The sequence below is a fragment of the Thermoanaerobacterium aotearoense genome (assembly GCF_009905255.1).
GTDB classification, from domain to species: domain Bacteria; phylum Bacillota; class Thermoanaerobacteria; order Thermoanaerobacterales; family Thermoanaerobacteraceae; genus Thermoanaerobacterium; species Thermoanaerobacterium aotearoense.
In genome coordinates this window covers 308,973-328,517 of record NZ_CP047602.1, presented here as the reverse complement: position 1 = coordinate 328,517, position 19,545 = coordinate 308,973, and the positions used below count along the sequence as shown (strand labels likewise).

The following is a 19,545-nucleotide window of genomic DNA, read 5'->3' as shown; positions in this document are numbered from 1 at the left end:
CTACATATCGCTTCCTCTTTTTACAAAATGTCCTCCAAGCTTCTTATTCACATCATACACTATCTTATCGATCTTTAAATTTCTCTTGACATCCAAGTCAAAAAGTGACAACTGCTTTATCTTTATGGCACTTAAATTTGACACAGAAAGTCCTATAAGTCTTACAGGCTGTATTATTTTAGCCTCTTTAAATATAGACTCAGCAACAGAATAAATATCATCAGGCAAATCTATGTATTCATTTAATGTACGGCTTCTTGTGTGGACAATAAAATTTGAAGTCTTTATCTTTACGGTTACAGTCCTGCAATAGAGGCCTTCACTTTTAAGCTCTGATGATACTATGTTGGCAAATCCTCTTAAATACTTTAAAAGCAAATCTACATCGCTGGTGTCTTTTTTAAGAGTTGTCTCTTTCCCTATTGATTTCGTCTCCCTGTAAGTCTCAACAGGCCTTGAATCAATGCCTCTTATCCTGTCGTATATCTCTTTTCCGTACTTTCCAAATATATTCCTAAGCTCATCCTGGCTTAATTTAAGCAAATCATCCACTTTCTCTACGCCTATTTTTTTAAGCCTTTCCGAAGATTTTTTCCCAATGCCGTAAACTTTCGACACGCTTAATGGTCTCAATATGTCAGGCACCATGTCTTCAGTTATGACCATGAGCCCATCAGGTTTATTCCAATCCGACGCAATCTTGGCAAGAAATTTATTGTATGAAACGCCTGCAGACACAGTAAGCCCTGTCGTCATATACACTTTCTCTTTTATTTCCTTGGCAATATCTTCTGGATTTTTGTCGATATCAGTCACATCCAGGTATGCTTCATCGATGGATAAAGGCTCCACAATGTCTGTCACACTATAAAGTATGTCAAACACCTTTTCGGAGACTTCCCTGTACCGCTGAAATCTTACCGGCAAAAAAACGCCGTGTGGACATAAAGTCTTCGCCATATACATAGGCATCGCCGAATGAACGCCATATTTTCTCGCTTCATAAGAGCATGTAGATACGACACCTCTGCCAGATAGCCCACCTACTATGACAGGCTTTCCTCTAAGTTTTGGATTGTCATGCTGTTCAACAGATGCAAAAAAAGCATCCATATCTACATGGATTATCTTGCGCATCATGTATTATCCCTCTACCTTTTTTTCTACAACAATTATACCACAGCATTTTATTAAACCATAATTGAGAAAATCAAAAAATGAGTTGACATCTATTTTTGAAAATTATAAAATAAACGTATGAACAAATATTCATATATTGAGGTGTTTTTATGAATAACCAAATCAATAAAGATGATATATGCGAAATAACTGTGATACACGCTGACATTGTCGAGAAAGTAAAAAAGCTAATGCCTGAAGAAGAAAAATTATATGACCTTGCCGAACTTTTTAAAATATTTGGCGATACCACAAGAATCAAAATATTGTGTGTTTTGTTAAAGTCCGAAATGTGCGTATGCGATATTGCGGCGACACTTGGCATGAATCAATCTGCAGTATCTCATCAGCTAAGGATATTAAAGCAAAGCAAACTGGTAAAACACAGAAAAGAAGGCAAAGTCGCTTACTATTCTCTCGCAGATGACCACGTCACAAAGATATTTGACCAAGGTTTTAGTCATATAGAAGAATGACAGTTATCTGGCTTAAATTTATATGAAAGAAGGGATAAGGTTGGAGGCAAATAGCATGAAAGGCTCAAAGAAGACATTTCTGTTAGAAGGATTAGACTGTGTTGTATGTGCAGCAAAAATAGAAGATGATGTAAAAAAGATAGATGGAATATGCAATGCCAAAGTAGATCTTATAAATACAAAATTAACTGTTGAGTTGGAAAATATAAACAAGATAAATGATATAAACAAAATTATAAAGAAAGTTGTAAAAGATATTGAACCAAATATTCATATTTCTGATCCTGAAAGCAAAATCACAAAAGACAAAGACAGCCACTTTAAATGGAAAATAAAGCAATTACTATTTGCAGCAATTTTATTCATTCTGCCTGTTATTTTTAAACTTCCAGAATACGTGAAGTTCTCCTTCTTTTTCATAAGTTACATTATTTCAGGTGGAGAAATAATTACGCTGTCCATCAAAAAACTCTTGAAAGGTCAATTGTTTAATGAAAATTTTCTCATGAGCATATCCACAATAGGTGCCTTTGCAATCGGCAAATATGAAGAAGGCGTATCCGTCATGCTTTTCTATCAAATAGGCACACTTATTGAGGATTACGCTGTAGACAATTCTAGAAAATCAATAAAAGATTTGATGAATATAAGGCCTGACTACGCAAACTTAAAGATTGGAAATAATATAAAAAAGGTACCGCCAGAAACAGTAAATATAGGCGATATCATCTTAGTAAAACCAGGTGAAAAAATACCGCTGGATGGAAAAGTAATAGATGGTAAATCATTTGTGGATACATCATCTCTGACAGGAGAATATTTACCAATGGAAGTTACAATCGGTTCTGATGTATTAAGCGGTTTTATAAACAAAAACGGCTTTCTCACTATCAAAGTTGAAAAAAACTTTAAAGAATCAACTGTATCAAAGATTCTTGATTTGATAGAAAATGCCGGCAATAAAAAAGCACAAGCCGAAAATTTTATAACGAAATTTGCAAAATACTATACACCAATCGTAACACTATCTGCATTATTTATAGCTACAATCCCTCCTCTACTTTTAAATGAGAACTTCTCAAATTGGATCTACAGAGCGCTGGTATTCTTAGTCATATCATGTCCATGTGCCCTTGTCATATCGGTACCGTTAAGTTTCTTCAGCGGCATCGGAGCTGCGTCAAAAAGCGGCATCCTTATAAAAGGCAGCAATTACTTAGAAGCTTTAAACGATGTTAAAACAATAGTTTTCGACAAAACCGGCACATTGACAGAAGGTACCTTCAAAGTGACAGAAATCAATGCAGAAAATCCTTTAAAAAGCGATGAACTGCTTAAATATGCTGCATACGGAGAATACTACTCAAATCATCCTATAGCATCATCTATCATAAATGCTTACGGCAAAGAAATTGACGCAGGAAAAATAAAAGATTATGTTGAGCTTGCCGGCAATGGCATAAAAACTATTATCGATGATAAAGAAATCCTTATAGGAAATTCAAAATTGATGAAAAGTCATAATATAGCATGTAAGGATGTCAGACCGTACAGTGCTGTCCATATAGCAGTAGACGGAAAATATGCAGGATACATCGTCATATCTGATACAATAAAAAAAGACTCCAAAGATACTGTAAAAACACTTAAGAGCTTAGGTGCAGAAAGGCTTATCATGCTTACCGGAGATAAAAAAGAAATAAGCCAATATATATCGAATGAGTTAGGACTTGATGGTGTTCACTCGGAGCTTCTGCCTGATGAAAAAGTCAATGTAGTCGATGAGCTATGCAGAAATAACTATAACGGCAAAGTAGCTTTTGTTGGAGATGGGATAAATGATGCTCCAGCTTTAACAAGAGCAGATATAGGAATTGCAATGGGAAAAATCGGCACTGATGCTGCTATAGAAGCATCAGACGTAGTGCTGATGACAGACGAGCCTTATAAATTGGTTGACGCAATAAAAATAGCAAAGAAAACTCATAAAATTGTTTTAGAAAATATAATTTTGGCATTAGGCGTTAAATTATCTGTCCTCACATTAGGAGCATTAGGTTTTGCAACAATGTGGGAAGCAGTATTTGCAGACGTTGGGGTAACTGTACTTGCGGTGCTTAACTCCCTTAGAATCTTGACAAAATAAAGCAGCAAAACTTGCTGCTTTATAATCTTACGTATTCGTCGTAGACCATCTTTGATATTTTCCCTATGGCAATCTTTCCATCAAGATTCGTAGTCATGTTGTTTGTCATCACACTTATTATGTAGTCGCAATCTTTTAAAAACACTATTCCTACATCGTGCTCTAAAGATTTAAGTTCCCCAGGCTTATGAGCAATCACTATGTCATCCGGCAAGTACATATCAAGCCTTCCCAAATCCTGTTGCTTCTTTAAGACTTCTATCATCTTAATGCTGTACTCCTCATCTACAACTTTTCCAGAGTACATCTGCTCTAAAAGGCGCGTCATATCCTTTGGACATGTGTAGTTGTCCTTGCCGGATTTTGCTGCTTCAAAGTCCATCATCTTTCTCTGTATTTTAGTATTAACCAAGCCTAAATCTTCTGCCATCTTATTTATATTTTTCATATCTGCTATATCGATCAAAACATTTGCGGCAGTATTGTCGCTTATAATTATCATCAGCGTTATAAGTTCTTCTATGGTGAATTTGTGCTTGCTGTTTAACTGGTACAAGATCCCGCTGCCGTCCGTCTTCATAAAGTCAGATAAAACGATGTTGTCAGTTAGCCTTATGTACCCTTCTTTAGCCATCTTATATATCTGTGCCATGATAAGTATTTTTATCGTGCTGGCAGATGGAAACATCATATCTTCATTTACGCTTATTATTTCTCCAGTCTTCAGATTTTTTACAGAAACACCTATATCTCCATCAGCATTGCTGATGAAATTCATTATGTCATCATGTAAACTCATAATTAAGCACTTCCTTTTCTCATAATTCCGTACGTCTTAATAGTATCACTTTTGAAGAAAAAATCCAGTACCTATTTAAAGGCAAAAAAATCAGGTGTATTAACCACCCAATTTCATTCCATCACTTCTCATATATACCATACTTAAGCATGTTTATGCAACTTTTTAAATCATCAATGATCTTATCTTTATCCGCAATAAGTTTGTCAATGTCATGATTATACTTCTTTATATAATTGTTGCCAATCGCTTCAATGGACGTCATGATAAAGCTTAAAGACCTACTAATATCTACGTCTTTTCGAAATCGCGACAAATCTAAATTTTCCATAAATTTCTTCATGACTTCACTGCTTATTCTCTCATATCTTTTCAATATGTCATCTTTTATTTCTTCTGGCGAATCATAAATAGATACTGTTAAAAATCTGTACTCTAAAGGCTTTCTGTAATACAATCTGAATTTAACCATTGTCCAGCTCATAAGCCTGTCAAATATATCCGAAGATGAATCATCTATGAATTCATAAAAAGCAGCGACAAACTCATCTACAATCCGATCAAAAAGATACAAAAACAAATTCTTTTTGCTCTTAAAGTAGTGGAAAAGAAGGCCTTTTGATATTCCAGCATTTTTGACAATTTCGTTTGTAGAAGCCCTCATATAGCCTTTTTCAGAAAACTCTCTTAGACTTGCTTCAATTATCCTGTCCCTCTTTTCATCGCTTAGATTTTCAAAGCTATCGTACAAAAAGATCCCTTCCTAAAACTAAATTTTCAAATCCCTCTTTTGATAGAAAACATAAGTCCCGCCAATACACAATATCACAATTAAAGCGGATATTGCAACATATATTATCTCAAATCTCTTCCCATTCATCAAATTTTTTGCGTCAAAATACTTAAAAGGCGTAAGGTACTTTAAACGGGAAAGGTGATTGTCTATATCTATGGCAAGAGATAAAATATACGTTGCCAGCATCACACCTATAGTAATAGGCGAAGATAACCTGGGATTTCTTAAAAAACTTGAAAAGTACAATCCCAATGAAACATATATAAGCTGCAATGCTAATACGCCCAACATCAATTTTAGCACATCACCACTAATGTTTTCACCCTTGCTGTAGTATCCCACAAAATACAAAGATGAAACGAAAGTCACAGCATTAAAAATGATTATATTTGTAAACGCGGCAAAAAGCTTTGACGTAATAACCTTTGCTCTCGGCACAGGTTTTGACATCAAAAATTCCGCAGTTTTATCATCTTCCTCTTTAGAAAGTATATTAGAACCAATCAGCGAAGCGTGCAAAGCAGCCATCAATACGATGTATATGAACATGGCGCCGTAAAAACCTATAGCCTTCGATAAATCAAAATTTCCACTGCCAAACATGGATTTTAAGGCATCAGGCATCTTTGAAATCATGTCGTTAAGAGATTGTCCAGATATGGATGAGCTGGCAGCAAATTTCCCCATCGACGACGCCACAAAGGCAATCATCACCAAAGACCATATAATCAATGACTTAACGCTGGATTTCATCTCTTTAATGTAAATATTCACTCATATTCCCCCTTACATTGCATAGATGTCTCTTTTTTGAAAAAAGACATAGCTTAAAAAAATCGACACAACGACTATAAGCAAAGATATGACGGAAAAATGAATGTCATACGAAGAATTTTTCATGATGTAGTTTAAATCGAAATATTTAAAAGGCGTCAAATATTTCATGTTGTCGTCGTTTAAAATAGCCTGAATCATGCCAATTACATAAAATGCAAATACAACTCCTAAAGAAATAGATGTTGTAGACTTAATCTTCCTCGCAACCGATGACAGCAAAACCCCGATAGATAAAAATATCATCTCCACAAACAAAAGTGTAACAGAAATCATGAAAAAGAGTTTGATGTTAAAAGGCTCTTTCGCTACCGATTTTGCCATGATAAATGCAGATAAAAAGTAAACAGCATCTGTAATCAAAAGTACGACGATGGATGATAAAATCTTTGACGTTAAAATATATCCTCGCTTTACAGGTTTCGTCATGAGAAAATCAGCCGTTTTAAGCTTAATCTCCTTTGATATCGAAGACACACCGTAATTCATGGCTTGTATAGCACCTAAAAGCACCACATAAGAAAATACATAAGAATAATAGCCTAAAAACTTGATTATGTCGTCAATAGAGATGCCAAAAGCTTTTCTCACAGCTACAGGATAGCCTTCTAATACATCTTTGAACAAAGACGCATTCTTGTAAAAGGTAGGATACATGGAAAGTAAAAAAACTGCCACAAAGATTAGTGATATAGACCAGACGGCTAAAGACTTTGTTTTTGATTTCAACTCGTACAAAAATACGTTCATAATGACACCCCCTTAAGTGTAGTAATGCATGAAGATTTCTTCTAAACTGGGCTCTTCAATGGCAATATCTGATATGCTTATCTCTGCTATCTTCTTCGTTATATTGTTTATATCACCTTTAAATAAAAAGCTGACCGTCCTATCTTTTACCTGAAGATCGCTTACACCATCCATATTAAAATACTCACTTTTTAAAGGAGCATTTGCCTCAATGTAGATTTTCTTATAGCTATTTTCCCTCAATGTGCTTATCTTCTCAAGGCTCACTATTTTGCCTTCCTTTATGATAGCCACCCTATCACACAATTTTTGGACTTCGCTTAGTATGTGGGACGAAAACAGAATTGTGACACCTTTCTTGTTTTCTTCTTTTAAAAGATTGAAAAACCTTTGCTGCATAAGTGGGTCAAGTCCACTTGTCGGCTCATCTAATATAAGCAGTTTAGGCTCGTGCAAAAGTCCCTGTACTATGCCTACTTTCTTTCTGTTGCCGTATGAAAGGTCGTCGATCCTTTTGTCCAAATCCAAATCCATAAGTTCTGAAAGCTCTTTTATCCTCTTGCTGCAGTCCTTTTTATAAAAACTTGCAGAATACTTTAAAAGGTCTATCACCTTCATGTTGTCGTAGTAGAAGACTTCTGATGGCAGATATCCTATATCCTTCTTTATATCTGGTCCGTACTTTATGCAGTCTTTGCCGAAAATCCTGGCGCTGCCAGATGTAGGATAAATAAGAGATAAGAGTATCCTTATTGTAGTGGATTTCCCTGCACCATTAGGGCCTATGAAGCCGAATACCTCACCTTCTTCCACATCAAAGCTTACATCGATTATACCCCTTGATTTGCCGTAATACTTGGTCAAGTTATTAACTTCAATGATTTTCATAAAAGCGCCTCCTTTTTGACCATTTGGTCAATATCCAATTCGATTATAGTCTTTATTGACCATATAGTCAATACACTTCTAAAAAAATAAGAGGAATTTTAAAAGTACAATGATTTTAAAAATTCCTCTTGAAAAGAAGATTTATTTGAAAGCTCTATGTACTTAACCTTGTCTCTTATCACTTTTGATTTCTCAAGCATATCATCAGAGAGAAGTGCAAATGACGCTCCTAACCCTGCTGCGTTCCCTATTTGAACTGCTTTCTCTTTTAATCCCTTTGGTATAAGTCCGATTGCTGCAGCGCTTTCTATGCTTATGTAACTGCCAAACCCTCCTGCCAAGTAAACTCTTTTTATATCTTTTTCAGCAATATCCATCTCTTTCATGAGAATATTGATTCCAGCCTGTATGGCTCCTTTTGCCAATTGTACCTGCCTTATATCCTTTTGTGTAAGGTATATGCCACCTGCCTCATCAATTAAAAATGATGGTGTATCATCGTATTTAACTAAACTGTTTAAAAATTTCCTTCCCACCGGATCCACTACTTCTTCACTCTCCATTATCCTACCGGTGGTATCCATTATCCCATGCTCAAAAAGCTCTGCCACCACATCGACGATGCCTGAACCGCATATACCTTTTGCTGCTTTTCCTCCAATGGTAGTAAATATGGGATCTCTTTCAAGGTCCACATGATCTATTGCGCCTTCTACACCGCTTAAACCGAAAGTAATGCCAGCTCCTTCAAAAGCAGGACCTGCAGCAGCGGAGCACGATATGAGAAAGTCTTTATTCCCCAGCACTATCTCTCCATTTGTGCCTATATCTATCAGCAAAATGATATCGTCGCTTTCACTGATGCGGCTTGAAAGTACAGCCGCCACCGTATCCGCTCCTACGTATGAAGAAACCATAGGAAGCGTCACAACGTACCCTTCTTTGTTTATATCTATCCCTAAATCTCTTGACCTAACTTCAATCGATGACGTAAATGCAGGTATATAAGGCGAATTAGCGATATTCTTAGCAGGTACTCCTAAAGCCAAGTGCATCATGACGGTATTGCCAACCATCACTATTTCATATATACTTTCATTTGAAATTCCTTGTCTTTCGCAAAAGTGATCTACTATCATATTGATTTCTTCAATCATCGCCATGTGCAATCTATAAAGTCCATCTTCTTTAGCGATTGTATAATTTATCCTCGATATGACATCGGCACCATACGACCTTTGTGGATTCGCGCCTGAAAAAACATCTATCATTTTCCCTGTGGCAATGTCGTACAAGTATGCAGCAATTGTAGTAGTGCCTATATCCAAAGATATGCCGTATAAACTGCCAACAGAGTCAGAACCTTCAACCGATATGATCTCATTCTTTCTCAATACGCAAATGGCATTGTAGCCATTTTTCTCTAATACGCCTGGAAGCACCTTTAATACGCTTAGTGGAATTTTTGCGTCAAATCCTAATGCATCGCATATTCTTTTAAAATCATCTCTCTGGTCATCCAGTGTAGGCATATCAAGCTTTATGCGGATTTTTTTAACTCTCGGGTTTACACTGTCGACTTCAAATAGTCCCATGCTATCAGTCAAGACTGATATTTCTCCTTCATCTAAAATCGTGATAGAAAGATCTCTATCAATATTTACAAAGCATGAAAGCCTTACGCCCTTTTCAAGCTCTGTATCGCTTAAATTCTTCATCTCCTCAGAAGTCACAGGAAGCTTATCATCTATTATGACTTTGCACTTTCCACAAGTGCGATAGCCGCCACATGAATTAGGCACTGGCACGCCATTTTCTATCAATGTTTTAAAAAGGTTTGCACCATCTTGCGCTAAAATTTCCTTGTATTCATCTCTGTATTTGACTTTTAACAAATAATTTATATTTTTCTCATTGCGGTAGATGCACTGGGAAAAATCGCACTTGCTGCAATCATTGTGTGAAGATGACGACTTAATATCTTTTCCTATTCCTAATATGAAGGACAGAGATTTTACAGGGCGCATCACGTTATTTTCATCCAACGTAACGCCTATCTTAGATGCATCAAGGTGTTTGAATATGATCTTCTGTGATGCTATATCCCACTTGTCATCGCCGGGAAACATCATCTCCGTCACTGCATACCCTTCTTTTGACGCATAATCCGCCACATCTCTGTAAAACTTCTCGCAAAGCTTATCTAATGCCGCATTCCCGATGGCATCGTATATCATTCCATTCATATACTTTCCATCGTTAAAAAGCCTTGATGATGCACTTTCAATGCCGCCTTTAATTGTGACAACAGCCATAATAACATATTCTGCACCTTTTAATCTTTCTACTATGTATTTATCATTTATCATATCACCGCTTAGAAACTTTATGGCATCATTTTCATTGTCGTACTCAAAAGAAGCCCTGTCAAAGCAGACCACAGGCTCAATGACATCATAAGCATCATTTATAGCATTCCTGATTTTGTCTAATAAATCTTTATAAGGCTCAGAATCTTTATATCCTAAATACCTTAAAACAGACTTCTCATCTATCTCTATCTCATAAGACCTTATATCCATCTTCTCCTCCTCATTTTGTTTCAATGAAAACTTCCAAAATCCTTTTTCTATATCATATATTAAGGATAACTAAATTTCAATAATTTAAATTAGTATAGTATTCTGAATTTCTAAATCGCTATTGATTATCAGTCGATTTAGTGCTATTATTTTTATAAAAGTAACACAGAAGGAGATGATACGTCTGGAAGAAATAACCCGTTTCGGAGTCTCAATGGAAGCGAATCTGCTTTCACAGTTTGATAAATTGATTGAGTCAAAAAACTACAAAAACAGGTCTGAGGCAATAAGAGATTTGATCAGGGATTACATAGTTGAAAACCATTGCGAATCAGATGACGCCGAATCAATCGGCACTGTCACATATGTTTACAACCATGAAGTAAGAGAGATAAGCGACAAACTTGTTGACATTCAGCATGGGCACCATGAAAACATAATCTCCAGTATGCACGTACACCTTGATGAGCACAATTGCCTTGAAGTGATGGTCGTAAAAGGCACTTCAAAGACTATATCAGCTATAGCCGACGAGATAATAAGCACAAAAGGCGTAAAGCACGGAAAGCTTGTCATGACTACAACCGGGAAGAATTTGTAAGGGGGAGATGTTTATGCATATACCAGATGGATATTTAAGTCCTTCCACCTGTGCTGTTATGGGTGCTGCGATGGTGCCTGTATTGGCTGTGGCAACAAAGAAAGTAAATGAAACTTTTGATAAAAAAGATGTACCTACAATGGCAATAGGTTCAGCCTTTGCCTTCACCATAATGATGTTTAACGTGCCTATACCTGGTGGTACAACAGCACACGCTGTAGGCGCCACGCTTCTGGCCATCGCATTAGGTCCATGGGGAGCCAGCATTTCTCTTACAGTCGCACTTCTTATACAATCGTTGTTCTTTGGAGATGGTGGCATCTTAGCATTAGGTGCAAATAGCTTTAACATGGCATTCGTAGCACCTTTCGTAGGATACGGCGTATATATGCTGCTTCAAAAGCTTAAAGCAGGAAAGGTAATATCATCTGCCATAGGTGCGTACGCTGGAATAAATGCAGCAGCACTTGCAGCATCAATAGAATTAGGACTTCAGCCTGTGCTTTTTCACACAGCAGATGGTCGTGCCTTATACTTCCCGTACGGGCTAAGCCAGTCTATACCTGCTATGATGATAGCACATCTTACAATAGCTGGATTAGTAGAGGCAGCAGTAACTGGACTTGTAGTCTACTACCTTATTAAAGCTGGTGAAGACAACTTGCTTTATAAATTCACTTACAGGCTAAGGGGTGAAAATAAATGAAGAAACTTTTGATAGCTGCAATAGTGATAATACTGCTTACACCTATAGGACTTTTAGCGCCAGGATCTGCTTGGGGTGAGTGGGGCATAGATGAGGTAAAAAACATGGTAGGATATGTGCCAAACGGAATGAAGCATTTCTCAGATACGGTAAAGGCTTTATTTCCTGATTACGGCATACCTGGCTTTGACAAAAACTTTTTCCAGCAATCAATAGGCTACATATTTTCAGCTATCGTAGGAATCGCAGTAATTGCCATAGTGTTTTTTATCCTTAGCAAAATGATAGGTAGGCATGAGGGGAAAAATGAGTAATTTTATCGAAAAGACTGTATTGAGTATACAAAGTACATTTCAAGATATGTTTGAATCAGATGAAATTGCCATCAAACGGGGCCTTATGCAGTCATTGGACGCGAGAATACGGCTTTTATCTATATTGCTTTTGATTGTCTTGTGCAATTTAAGCAGCTCATGGCAATTTCTGTGCTTGATGGTTGTATACTCTATCTTTGTCGCTGTACTTTCGAAGGTGCCAATAAAATCCTATATATTCAGGGTTTTATCAGTATCCGTAATCTTTACAGGAATTGTATTAATACCATCATTGTTTAACATCGTAAAACCGGGAAATCCGCTTATATACATTGGCAAAAACTTGTACATCACAAGGAACGGAGCCATAAGCGCATCGATTTTCATTATGCGCTCTTTTGTCTCCCTTTCCTTCATATACATTTTGATACTGTCCACAAAGTGGGTGGAAATTTTAAAAGCGTTTAGGTATTTCAAGTTGCCGAAAATTTTCTCTGCCACCCTTGATATATCGTTTAGGTATATAACTCTTTTCCTTGATGTGGCGTCAAACATGTTTCTTGCCAGAAAAAGCAGAAGCGTAGGAAAGTCTAAAGGCAAAAGTGAGAGAAGATTTGTAGCGTCGTCAATGGGAAATCTCTTAATAAGATCTGAATATTTAAGCAGCGAAGTCTACAGTGCCATGCTCTCCCGCGGATACAAAGGCGAGTACAAGACAATAAGCGACTTCAAGTTCGATATCTTTGATGCAGTCTGGATATTGTTCAACATTTCACTTTTTGCAGCAACTTTTATCGTAAAAGGAGGCAAACTTTGGATATAGCATTTGAACTTAAAAACGTTTCGTACTCATATATAAAGTCACAACCTGCACTTGTTGATGTAAGCTTTAGCGTATTAAAAGGAGAAAGTTTAATAATCTTAGGTGCCAACGGCTCTGGAAAGTCCACTCTATTAAAATTGATGGATGGCTTAATAAAGCCGGATAGAGGCGAAATATCAGCATTTGGCAAATCCATATTGAATCTGAAAGGGGACCAAGAATACCAATTCAGGAGAAAAGTCGGCTATCTATTTCAAGACTCTGACGTTCAGCTTTTTAATGCGTGTGTCTTTGATGAAGTAGCATTTGCTCCACTGCAGATGGGATTAAATCCTGACAGAGTAAAATCCATGGTAGAAAAGACTCTTGAGTCGTTTGGCATCGCAAAATTAAAAGACAGACCGCCGCACAGGCTAAGCGGCGGTGAAAAAAAGAAAGTAGCTTTAGCATCAATAATGGTTATAAATCCAGATGTATTGCTTTTAGATGAGCCTACAAACGGCCTTGATCCAAGGTCGAGAAAGTGGCTCTACAAAATGTTAATAGACCTAAAAGATGAGGGAAAAACGCTTGTAATATCCACTCACGATTTGGATTTAGCCAGAATCATTGCCGATAGAATCGTCGTGATGAATGAATCACATTCGATAGAGGCTGTAGGAAGATCCAGTGAAATACTTGATGACAGCACACTGCTTGAAAATGTAAATCTAATATGAAATTTAGCTCCCACAATCGGGAGCTTTTTATTTAGAATACAGTTTAAGAGATGACCGAAGAACATTAAGCATCACAATCACCAGCACCATAAAAACTACGATAAATGAAAATCCCACAAACACGCCAAACAAATCGCTTAGCTTTCCTATTATAAAATTGGCCACCATGTTTATAGATGAACTTACGGTGACTATGACGCTTATGACAACGCTTGTATTTTCTTTAAAGCTCTTCATTGCCAATGCCATAGTCGTAGGATAAATTATGGAGTAAAATAAGCCTGCCATAGACAGAAGAATCGATAAATCCTGACTTACCATGCTTAAGGCGACAAAAGATGCTGCCAGCGATGCAAATATGAATATGCTTTTCACATATCCTATTTTTTCAACCACAAACCCTCCTAAAAGCCTGCCTATGGTAAAAGCGGCAAAGAAAAGAGACAAGTACATAGAACTTTTTACGCTGTTCATGCCGTAAGATCCTTTAAGGTACGTCACAGCCCAATTGCCTATGCCGACTTCTGATGCGATGTAAAATCCTAACATGACTGAAAACAAAATGACATGCCTATCTTTCAATACATCAAGATATTTGACTTTATTGCCATCTACATATTTAGCTGTACCAGGAAATCTCGTAAACAAAACTACAATAAGCATTAAAAGAGCTATAATGCCTCCAAAAAGATATATGTTTTGCCATGAATACTTCAAAGCCACAAGCCTTCCTGCCGCATTTGGTGAAATCGTAGCACCTAAACCGTAAAAGAAATGCAAAAGGTTCATCATTATGGCTTGATTAACCAAAAATGCAACTGCAGCGGTGGCATTTATACCTATCTCCAGCATCCCTATGCCAAAATTCATAGAGAAGAAGAAAATCAAAAACACTAAGAAAACCGGTGATGCAAAATATCCTAAAATCCCTATGATGATAAAGACAAGCCCCAAAGACAATGCCATCTTACTGCCATATCTATTTACAATCATTCCACCCACAAACGAAGCTATGATAAATCCAAGGCTTCCAATAAACAAAAGAAGTCCAATATACGTATAATCCACATTGTAAAATGACTTAATTGGAGATAATACAGGACCTTTTATGTTATCGACAAGACCTATTAAAAGCATCAAAAGGTAATTTAAAACAACAATAAATATCTGCATTTTTTCCTCCCTTATCAGTAATGCCATATTTCATTATATAGCATTAAAGAGAATAATACAATGAAATATGAGGTTGAACTTTTTATAGTCATAGCCTCCAAAGGAAAGGAAGTGAAGCTAATGTCCACCAACAAAAAAAGGCGGAAACAAAACCGCCCAGTATATTTGTACAAAATCTTTGAGTTGCTGCTTAAACTATTAGAAATAATATTTGTTTATTCTATTTTTCAATATAGCTTTCTACCATTCGTGATATTATGTCTTGCATCTCAGCCAAAAGATCGGTCTTGCCGTCTTTTAAGCACCAATCAAAGATAACGCCCCTTGCCACAATAAATAGTTTCTCTGTAATTTCCTCACAGTCTAAAACATTTGGTATCTTGCCTTTTTCTTGCTCATTCTTTAATATTTGAATAAGCATATTCTGCATGGAACGACCATGTGTCAAAAACATCTTATTTGTCGGTATATACAGATTTTTTGCCATATCTACTCCATCATTTATTGCAAGTTTTGCATATATGAGAAAATACTGAACCAATATATCCTTGCAGTCTGTATAAGCCTCTAAAATCTTCGGCACTTCAGCCTCAAAAAATTCATCGCCATGCTTAAATATCTCCACCAGAAGGTCATACTTTGATCTAAAGTAGTGATAATAATTTCCTATAGAAACATTGGCTTTTTCTGCTATGTCTTTTACAGTTATATTGTCATATCCATATTTTTTTATAAGCTCTACACCGCAACTGTATATCCTCTTTTTAGTAGCAATGGCCTGCTTTTCTCTGGAAGTTAAACTTTCTGGCACCAATCTCTCTCCTGTTCTTCTAATCTATATTTTTAGCAACCTCAAAGGCATTCCATATTGCATACATTATATTGGACACATTGCCAGCATCGCCGATAAGATATACATTTGAAATCTTATCTTTTACTTCTCTATACAGAGAATCAGACGGCGTATATCCAACTGCAAGAATAACCGTATCCGCTGCAATGTCTATATCACCATCAGGCGTATTCACTTTAAGCACCTTTCCGTCATATGCAGTAGCTTTTGCAGATGTTATGGTCTTTATTCCTTTGAAAGGTATCAATTCTTTCAGCATCTCGCTATTTGCATGGCACAATGGACCATTTACAGCTAAAAGCTTTGGAAGCGCCTCAATTATCGTCACATTCTTGCCCATATCTTTAAGCCATAGCGCTGTCTCACATCCTACAAGTCCGCCGCCAATTACGGCAACATCATTTCCTATATTAACTTTGCCTAACAACGCATCTTGAGCAGTGTAAACCGGTCCTTCTCCCAGTGAAAATACTTTTGGCTTTGAACCTGTCGCGACTATCACCACATCAGCGCCAAAATTAATGACACCGTCAGCATCTAATTCTGAATTTAGATGGACTTCTACGTTTAACTTTTTAAGTTCATTTTCATACCAAGCCACCAGCGCATGATCATCTTCTTTAAATGATGGCACTCCACCGGGAATCAGATTCCCACCTAACCTATCAGTTTTTTCATACACGATTGGCTCATGTCCACGAAGCGCTAATACCCGAGCTGCTTCACAACCTGCCACGCCGCCACCTACTATTAAGACTTTCTTTTTGTGCTGCGTAGGTATAAGCCGCTCAGCGCTTTCACGGCATGCCTGTGGATTTACTGCACAGTTTAATGCGGAATATTCCTGTATGCGTCCCATACATCCTTCATGGCATGATAAACACGGGCGTATAGAAGCGGTATCTCCTGCTTTAAGCTTATTTACATAATCGGGATCTGCTAAAAGCGGACGGCCAAGTGACACTATGTCACACGCTCCATCTCTTACAGCATCTGATGCAAGGTCTGGATTATCCATGCGTCCTGCGCAGATGACAGGCACATTTACAACTTCTTTCACCATCTTTGCATAAGGAATGTAAAGCCCTTTTTCTTGGTACATTGGCGGATGGCTCCACCACCATGCATCGTAGCTTCCTACATCTACGTCCAAAGCATCGTATCCATATTCAACTAAAAGCTTAGCTGCCTCAATCCCTTCTTCAATATCTCTGCCTTTCTCTTCAAATTCTTCCCCTGGAAGTCCACCTTTGCGCCAATCTTTTATGAAGCTTTTTACACTGTACCTTAGCGTAACCGGAAAATCACTGCCACAAGTACTTTTTATCTCCTCCACAACTTCCTTTGCAAAGCGCAGTCTGTTTTCAAGGCTTCCTCCATATTCATCTGTTCGATTGTTAAACATTGATATGGCAAATTGGTCTAAAAGATACCCCTCGTGTACCGCATGTATCTGCACGCCGTCAAATCCTGCTCGCTTCGCATTGTAAGCGCCTTTGCCAAACTGTACAACTATCCTGCGAATTTCCTCTTTTGTAAGAGGACGACACGTCTTGTCAAGCCAACGATGTGGGATAGCCGACGGCGCTACAGGCGGATGTTCTCCTAAATTCGTAGGAATCGTAACCCTTCCAAATCCACCTGACAATTGTAAAAAAACCTTAGAACCGTAAGCGTGTATTTTCTCCGTCATTTCGCGAGCAGTCCTAATGAAGTGAACTGGATTGTGCGTAGAACATGGGCAATTAGGCATGTCATGCTTTTCTATATCGTTGTCAACAAAAGTAACACCAGTTATGATAAGTCCAGTGCCGCCCTTAGCTCTTTCAACGTAGTAATCAATTCCTCTTTGGTTAAAACCACCTTCGGAATCACCAAGACCTAATGGTCCCATAGGAGCCATTGCAAAGCGGTTTTTGATGATACAGCTTCCGATAGACACTTCATCAAAGAGAATACTGTGCTTTTTGTCCATAAAAAGTCCCCTTCTTTTCTCAATTTTATTGAACATGTTCACCGAATGCATTCTACGAAAATTATATCACTATGTTAATTAATTGTCAATAAGGCAATAGATTATTTAGTCAAAATCTATAATTCGCTGATAAAAATAAATTTTAAAAGTTTGTATACATTTGTCTTTCTATTTTGTTATATTAATGAAAGAACAAAAACGGCGCCGTTATATAAAAATGCATCAGATATTATACTTGGGAGGTCAGTCATGAAAGATGAGAGGTTTGAAGACTTCTTGATAAATAAGATGACCATAATTTACAAATATCTCATTAAAATCGGTGCATCCTGTGAAGATGCAGAAGATATCGTACAAGATACCATCTGCAAAGTTATTGAGTATGTTGACTCCATAAGCATTGACGACATCTATCCATGGCTGTTTAAAGTATCACTAAACAGATATTATAATCTGTATAATAAGAAAAAGAAGGAGAAAATTGGCATCGATGATAGAATTCTTAATAGCCTCTATTCAGATGGATTAATAGAAGAACACGTGCTTAATGAAGAATTAAAATCAAACGTTCATAAAATACTTGGTCTGTTAAAGGAAAGCTATAGAACCCTCTTAATTTTTAAGTATTTTGTTGGATTATCTTATAAAGAAATAGGAGAGATCTTAGATCTTGATGAAAACAAAGTAAAGACATATCTTTACCGTGCAAGAAATAAATTTAAAGAATTATGGGAGGTATCCAATTATGGCAGATGAAAAAATTTTAAACAATGATGAGAAAGAACTTGATGAAATTTTTGAAAGCACAAAGAATGATAAATTTGATAAAGCAATTAAAAAAGCAAAATGGCGTTCTATTTTAAGAACCACAATTATAAGTTTGATAGTCATATTAATTGTTTCAATAAGCACCGTCTTTATAGGAATCAAAGTAACACAGTCGGAAAGCTCTGACATAAGTTTTGCCTTATCAGTATTCAATGATATCTCCGCTCCTGATATGTATATAGGAAAATCAATCAGATATGAAGGAATCTTTGGAGGCAAAACAGTTTATTCAACTTACAAGATAATAGAGGGTAAAGTGGTTTATACAGGTCAACAGGAATACAGCTATGGGCTTTTCAACACTGTCGATGTACAGGCTATCAATTCACCAGCTATAGTATGGGGAGAAAGTTTTGATGAAGATGCTCTAAACAAACCAACGTACAACGAACTTGGTCAAAGGGAAATGATTTTCTTCTACCCCTACGTAAAATACAGGACATACAAGAATGACTTAAATTTGCTGGATGACATAGGAAATGACAAATATATAGAGATGGCATTATCTTTTGATAAAGCGTACAGCATCGACGAAGTAAATAAAATGATGCCAAAAAACGTAACTTTAACGTGGTATTGGGTTGACGATCTAAATAGCAAAGAAAAAGAAGCACATAAACCACATAAAAATGAGCAAAAGCTTCCCGATGGAAAGACGATTGATGTAGATAATCCAGCAGATGTATGTTCTGAAAAAGCCGCATATGGTATAAAGGTCTATGACAGCAATGGCGACAGATTAAAAAATCCAGAAGAACTTTTTATAGGAACAATCGAGAACAATGTAAACCAATTAGAAAAGCTTAAAACAGATAATCATAAGCTAAATGGCATCAAGTCAGAGGTTAAAAGGATTTACGACAATTTAAAAGACAAGAATGGGAAAATAAAGAGGGAAGATTTAAAGATACAAGGCGTCGTCGTGACAGGTACTGCAGAAACCTTAAAATCTCTTAGAGGTTTGCCTTTTATAAAAGCATCATCATTAGGTGTTGTCACGGATAAGTATTGATATTGAGTACAAGTGAGTTTAATGTCTGTATAATGGGGTTAAATCCCTCAGCTTAAGCTGAAACCTTTAGGTCAATAAAATAAATAATCAC

Annotated in this window: 19 protein-coding genes; 9 read left to right on the top strand and 10 right to left on the bottom strand. The window is 36.8% G+C overall.

Annotated features, from left to right (window positions below; translation table 11 throughout):
* Entirely contained in the window at positions 1–1,140 is a 1,140-nt protein-coding gene (locus GSH73_RS01545; protein ID WP_014757199.1) for a DNA polymerase IV, read from the bottom strand.
* A gap of 149 nt (positions 1,141–1,289) precedes the next feature.
* Between GSH73_RS01545 and GSH73_RS01540 the strand changes: the two genes are divergently transcribed.
* Both GSH73_RS01540 and GSH73_RS01535 read left to right on the top strand, forming a co-directional pair.
* Positions 1,290–1,655 carry an ArsR/SmtB family transcription factor gene (locus GSH73_RS01540; RefSeq protein ID WP_014757200.1) on the top strand — a complete coding sequence of 122 codons (366 nt, stop codon included), beginning with the start codon at positions 1,290–1,292 and terminating at the stop codon, positions 1,653–1,655.
* Between the two features lie 55 nt (positions 1,656–1,710).
* Positions 1,711–3,801, top strand: coding sequence for a heavy metal translocating P-type ATPase (locus GSH73_RS01535; protein WP_014757201.1), 2,091 nt, complete (start codon positions 1,711–1,713; stop codon positions 3,799–3,801).
* Positions 3,802–3,820: 19 nt separating this feature from the next.
* Here the strand turns inward: GSH73_RS01535 and GSH73_RS01530 are convergent, their stop codons facing one another.
* From GSH73_RS01530 to GSH73_RS01505, 6 genes are all read right to left on the bottom strand, one after another.
* On the bottom strand, positions 3,821–4,600 hold the full coding sequence (locus GSH73_RS01530) for a serine hydrolase (RefSeq protein ID WP_014757202.1): 780 nt from the start codon (positions 4,598–4,600) through the stop codon (positions 3,821–3,823).
* A gap of 121 nt (positions 4,601–4,721) precedes the next feature.
* Positions 4,722–5,351 (bottom strand): TetR/AcrR family transcriptional regulator, encoded by a 630-nt coding sequence (locus GSH73_RS01525; protein ID WP_014757203.1) that lies wholly within the window; start codon positions 5,349–5,351, stop codon positions 4,722–4,724.
* A gap of 18 nt (positions 5,352–5,369) precedes the next feature.
* Positions 5,370–6,170: an ABC transporter permease subunit gene (locus GSH73_RS01520; protein ID WP_014757204.1), complete on the bottom strand. Its 801-nt coding sequence runs from the start codon at positions 6,168–6,170 to the stop codon at positions 5,370–5,372.
* 12 nt (positions 6,171–6,182) lie between these two features.
* Positions 6,183–6,980, bottom strand: a complete 798-nt coding sequence (locus tag GSH73_RS01515) for an ABC transporter permease subunit (protein ID WP_014757205.1) — start codon at positions 6,978–6,980, stop codon at positions 6,183–6,185.
* 12 nt (positions 6,981–6,992) lie between these two features.
* Entirely contained in the window at positions 6,993–7,868 is an 876-nt protein-coding gene (locus GSH73_RS01510) for an ABC transporter ATP-binding protein (RefSeq protein ID WP_014757206.1), read from the bottom strand.
* Between the two features lie 98 nt (positions 7,869–7,966).
* Entirely contained in the window at positions 7,967–10,450 is a 2,484-nt protein-coding gene (locus tag GSH73_RS01505; protein WP_014757207.1) for an ASKHA domain-containing protein, read from the bottom strand.
* Positions 10,451–10,625: 175 nt separating this feature from the next.
* On the opposite strand from GSH73_RS01505, the gene nikR reads away from it, so the two are divergent.
* From nikR to GSH73_RS01480, 5 genes are read left to right on the top strand one after another with little or no spacing between them, the layout of a single operon-like run.
* Positions 10,626–11,051, top strand: a complete 426-nt coding sequence (gene nikR, locus GSH73_RS01500) for a nickel-responsive transcriptional regulator NikR (protein WP_084214878.1) — start codon at positions 10,626–10,628, stop codon at positions 11,049–11,051.
* Between the two features lie 13 nt (positions 11,052–11,064).
* A complete protein-coding gene (gene cbiM, locus GSH73_RS01495; protein WP_014757209.1) occupies positions 11,065–11,757 on the top strand; it encodes a cobalt transporter CbiM in 693 nt (230 codons plus the stop codon).
* Positions 11,754–12,071, top strand: coding sequence for a PDGLE domain-containing protein (locus GSH73_RS01490; RefSeq protein WP_014757210.1), 318 nt, complete (start codon positions 11,754–11,756; stop codon positions 12,069–12,071). Before cbiM ends, GSH73_RS01490 begins: the two co-directional genes overlap by 4 nt.
* Complete coding sequence (gene cbiQ / locus GSH73_RS01485; protein ID WP_014757211.1) at positions 12,064–12,894, top strand: cobalt ECF transporter T component CbiQ; 831 nt, start codon at positions 12,064–12,066, stop codon at positions 12,892–12,894. Before GSH73_RS01490 ends, cbiQ begins: the two co-directional genes overlap by 8 nt.
* Positions 12,885–13,613 carry an energy-coupling factor ABC transporter ATP-binding protein gene (locus GSH73_RS01480; protein WP_014757212.1) on the top strand — a complete coding sequence of 243 codons (729 nt, stop codon included), beginning with the start codon at positions 12,885–12,887 and terminating at the stop codon, positions 13,611–13,613. Before cbiQ ends, GSH73_RS01480 begins: the two co-directional genes overlap by 10 nt.
* A gap of 27 nt (positions 13,614–13,640) precedes the next feature.
* On the opposite strand, the gene GSH73_RS01475 is transcribed toward GSH73_RS01480, so the two are convergent.
* From GSH73_RS01475 to GSH73_RS01465, 3 genes are all read right to left on the bottom strand, one after another.
* Positions 13,641–14,786, bottom strand: a complete 1,146-nt coding sequence (locus GSH73_RS01475; protein ID WP_014757213.1) for an MFS transporter — start codon at positions 14,784–14,786, stop codon at positions 13,641–13,643.
* A 220-nt stretch (positions 14,787–15,006) separates the two neighbouring features.
* Entirely contained in the window at positions 15,007–15,597 is a 591-nt protein-coding gene (locus GSH73_RS01470; protein WP_014757214.1) for a TetR/AcrR family transcriptional regulator, read from the bottom strand.
* Between the two features lie 19 nt (positions 15,598–15,616).
* Positions 15,617–17,614, bottom strand: coding sequence for an oxidoreductase (locus GSH73_RS01465; protein WP_014757215.1), 1,998 nt, complete (start codon positions 17,612–17,614; stop codon positions 15,617–15,619).
* Positions 17,615–17,863: 249 nt separating this feature from the next.
* Here GSH73_RS01465 and GSH73_RS01460 point away from each other — a divergent pair, with 249 nt between their 5' ends.
* Positions 17,864–18,370, top strand: coding sequence for an RNA polymerase sigma factor (locus GSH73_RS01460; protein WP_014757216.1), 507 nt, complete (start codon positions 17,864–17,866; stop codon positions 18,368–18,370).
* Entirely contained in the window at positions 18,360–19,454 is a 1,095-nt protein-coding gene (locus GSH73_RS01455; protein ID WP_014757217.1) for an anti sigma factor C-terminal domain-containing protein, read from the top strand. Before GSH73_RS01460 ends, GSH73_RS01455 begins: the two co-directional genes overlap by 11 nt.
* The last annotated feature ends 91 nt before the right edge of the window (positions 19,455–19,545 follow it).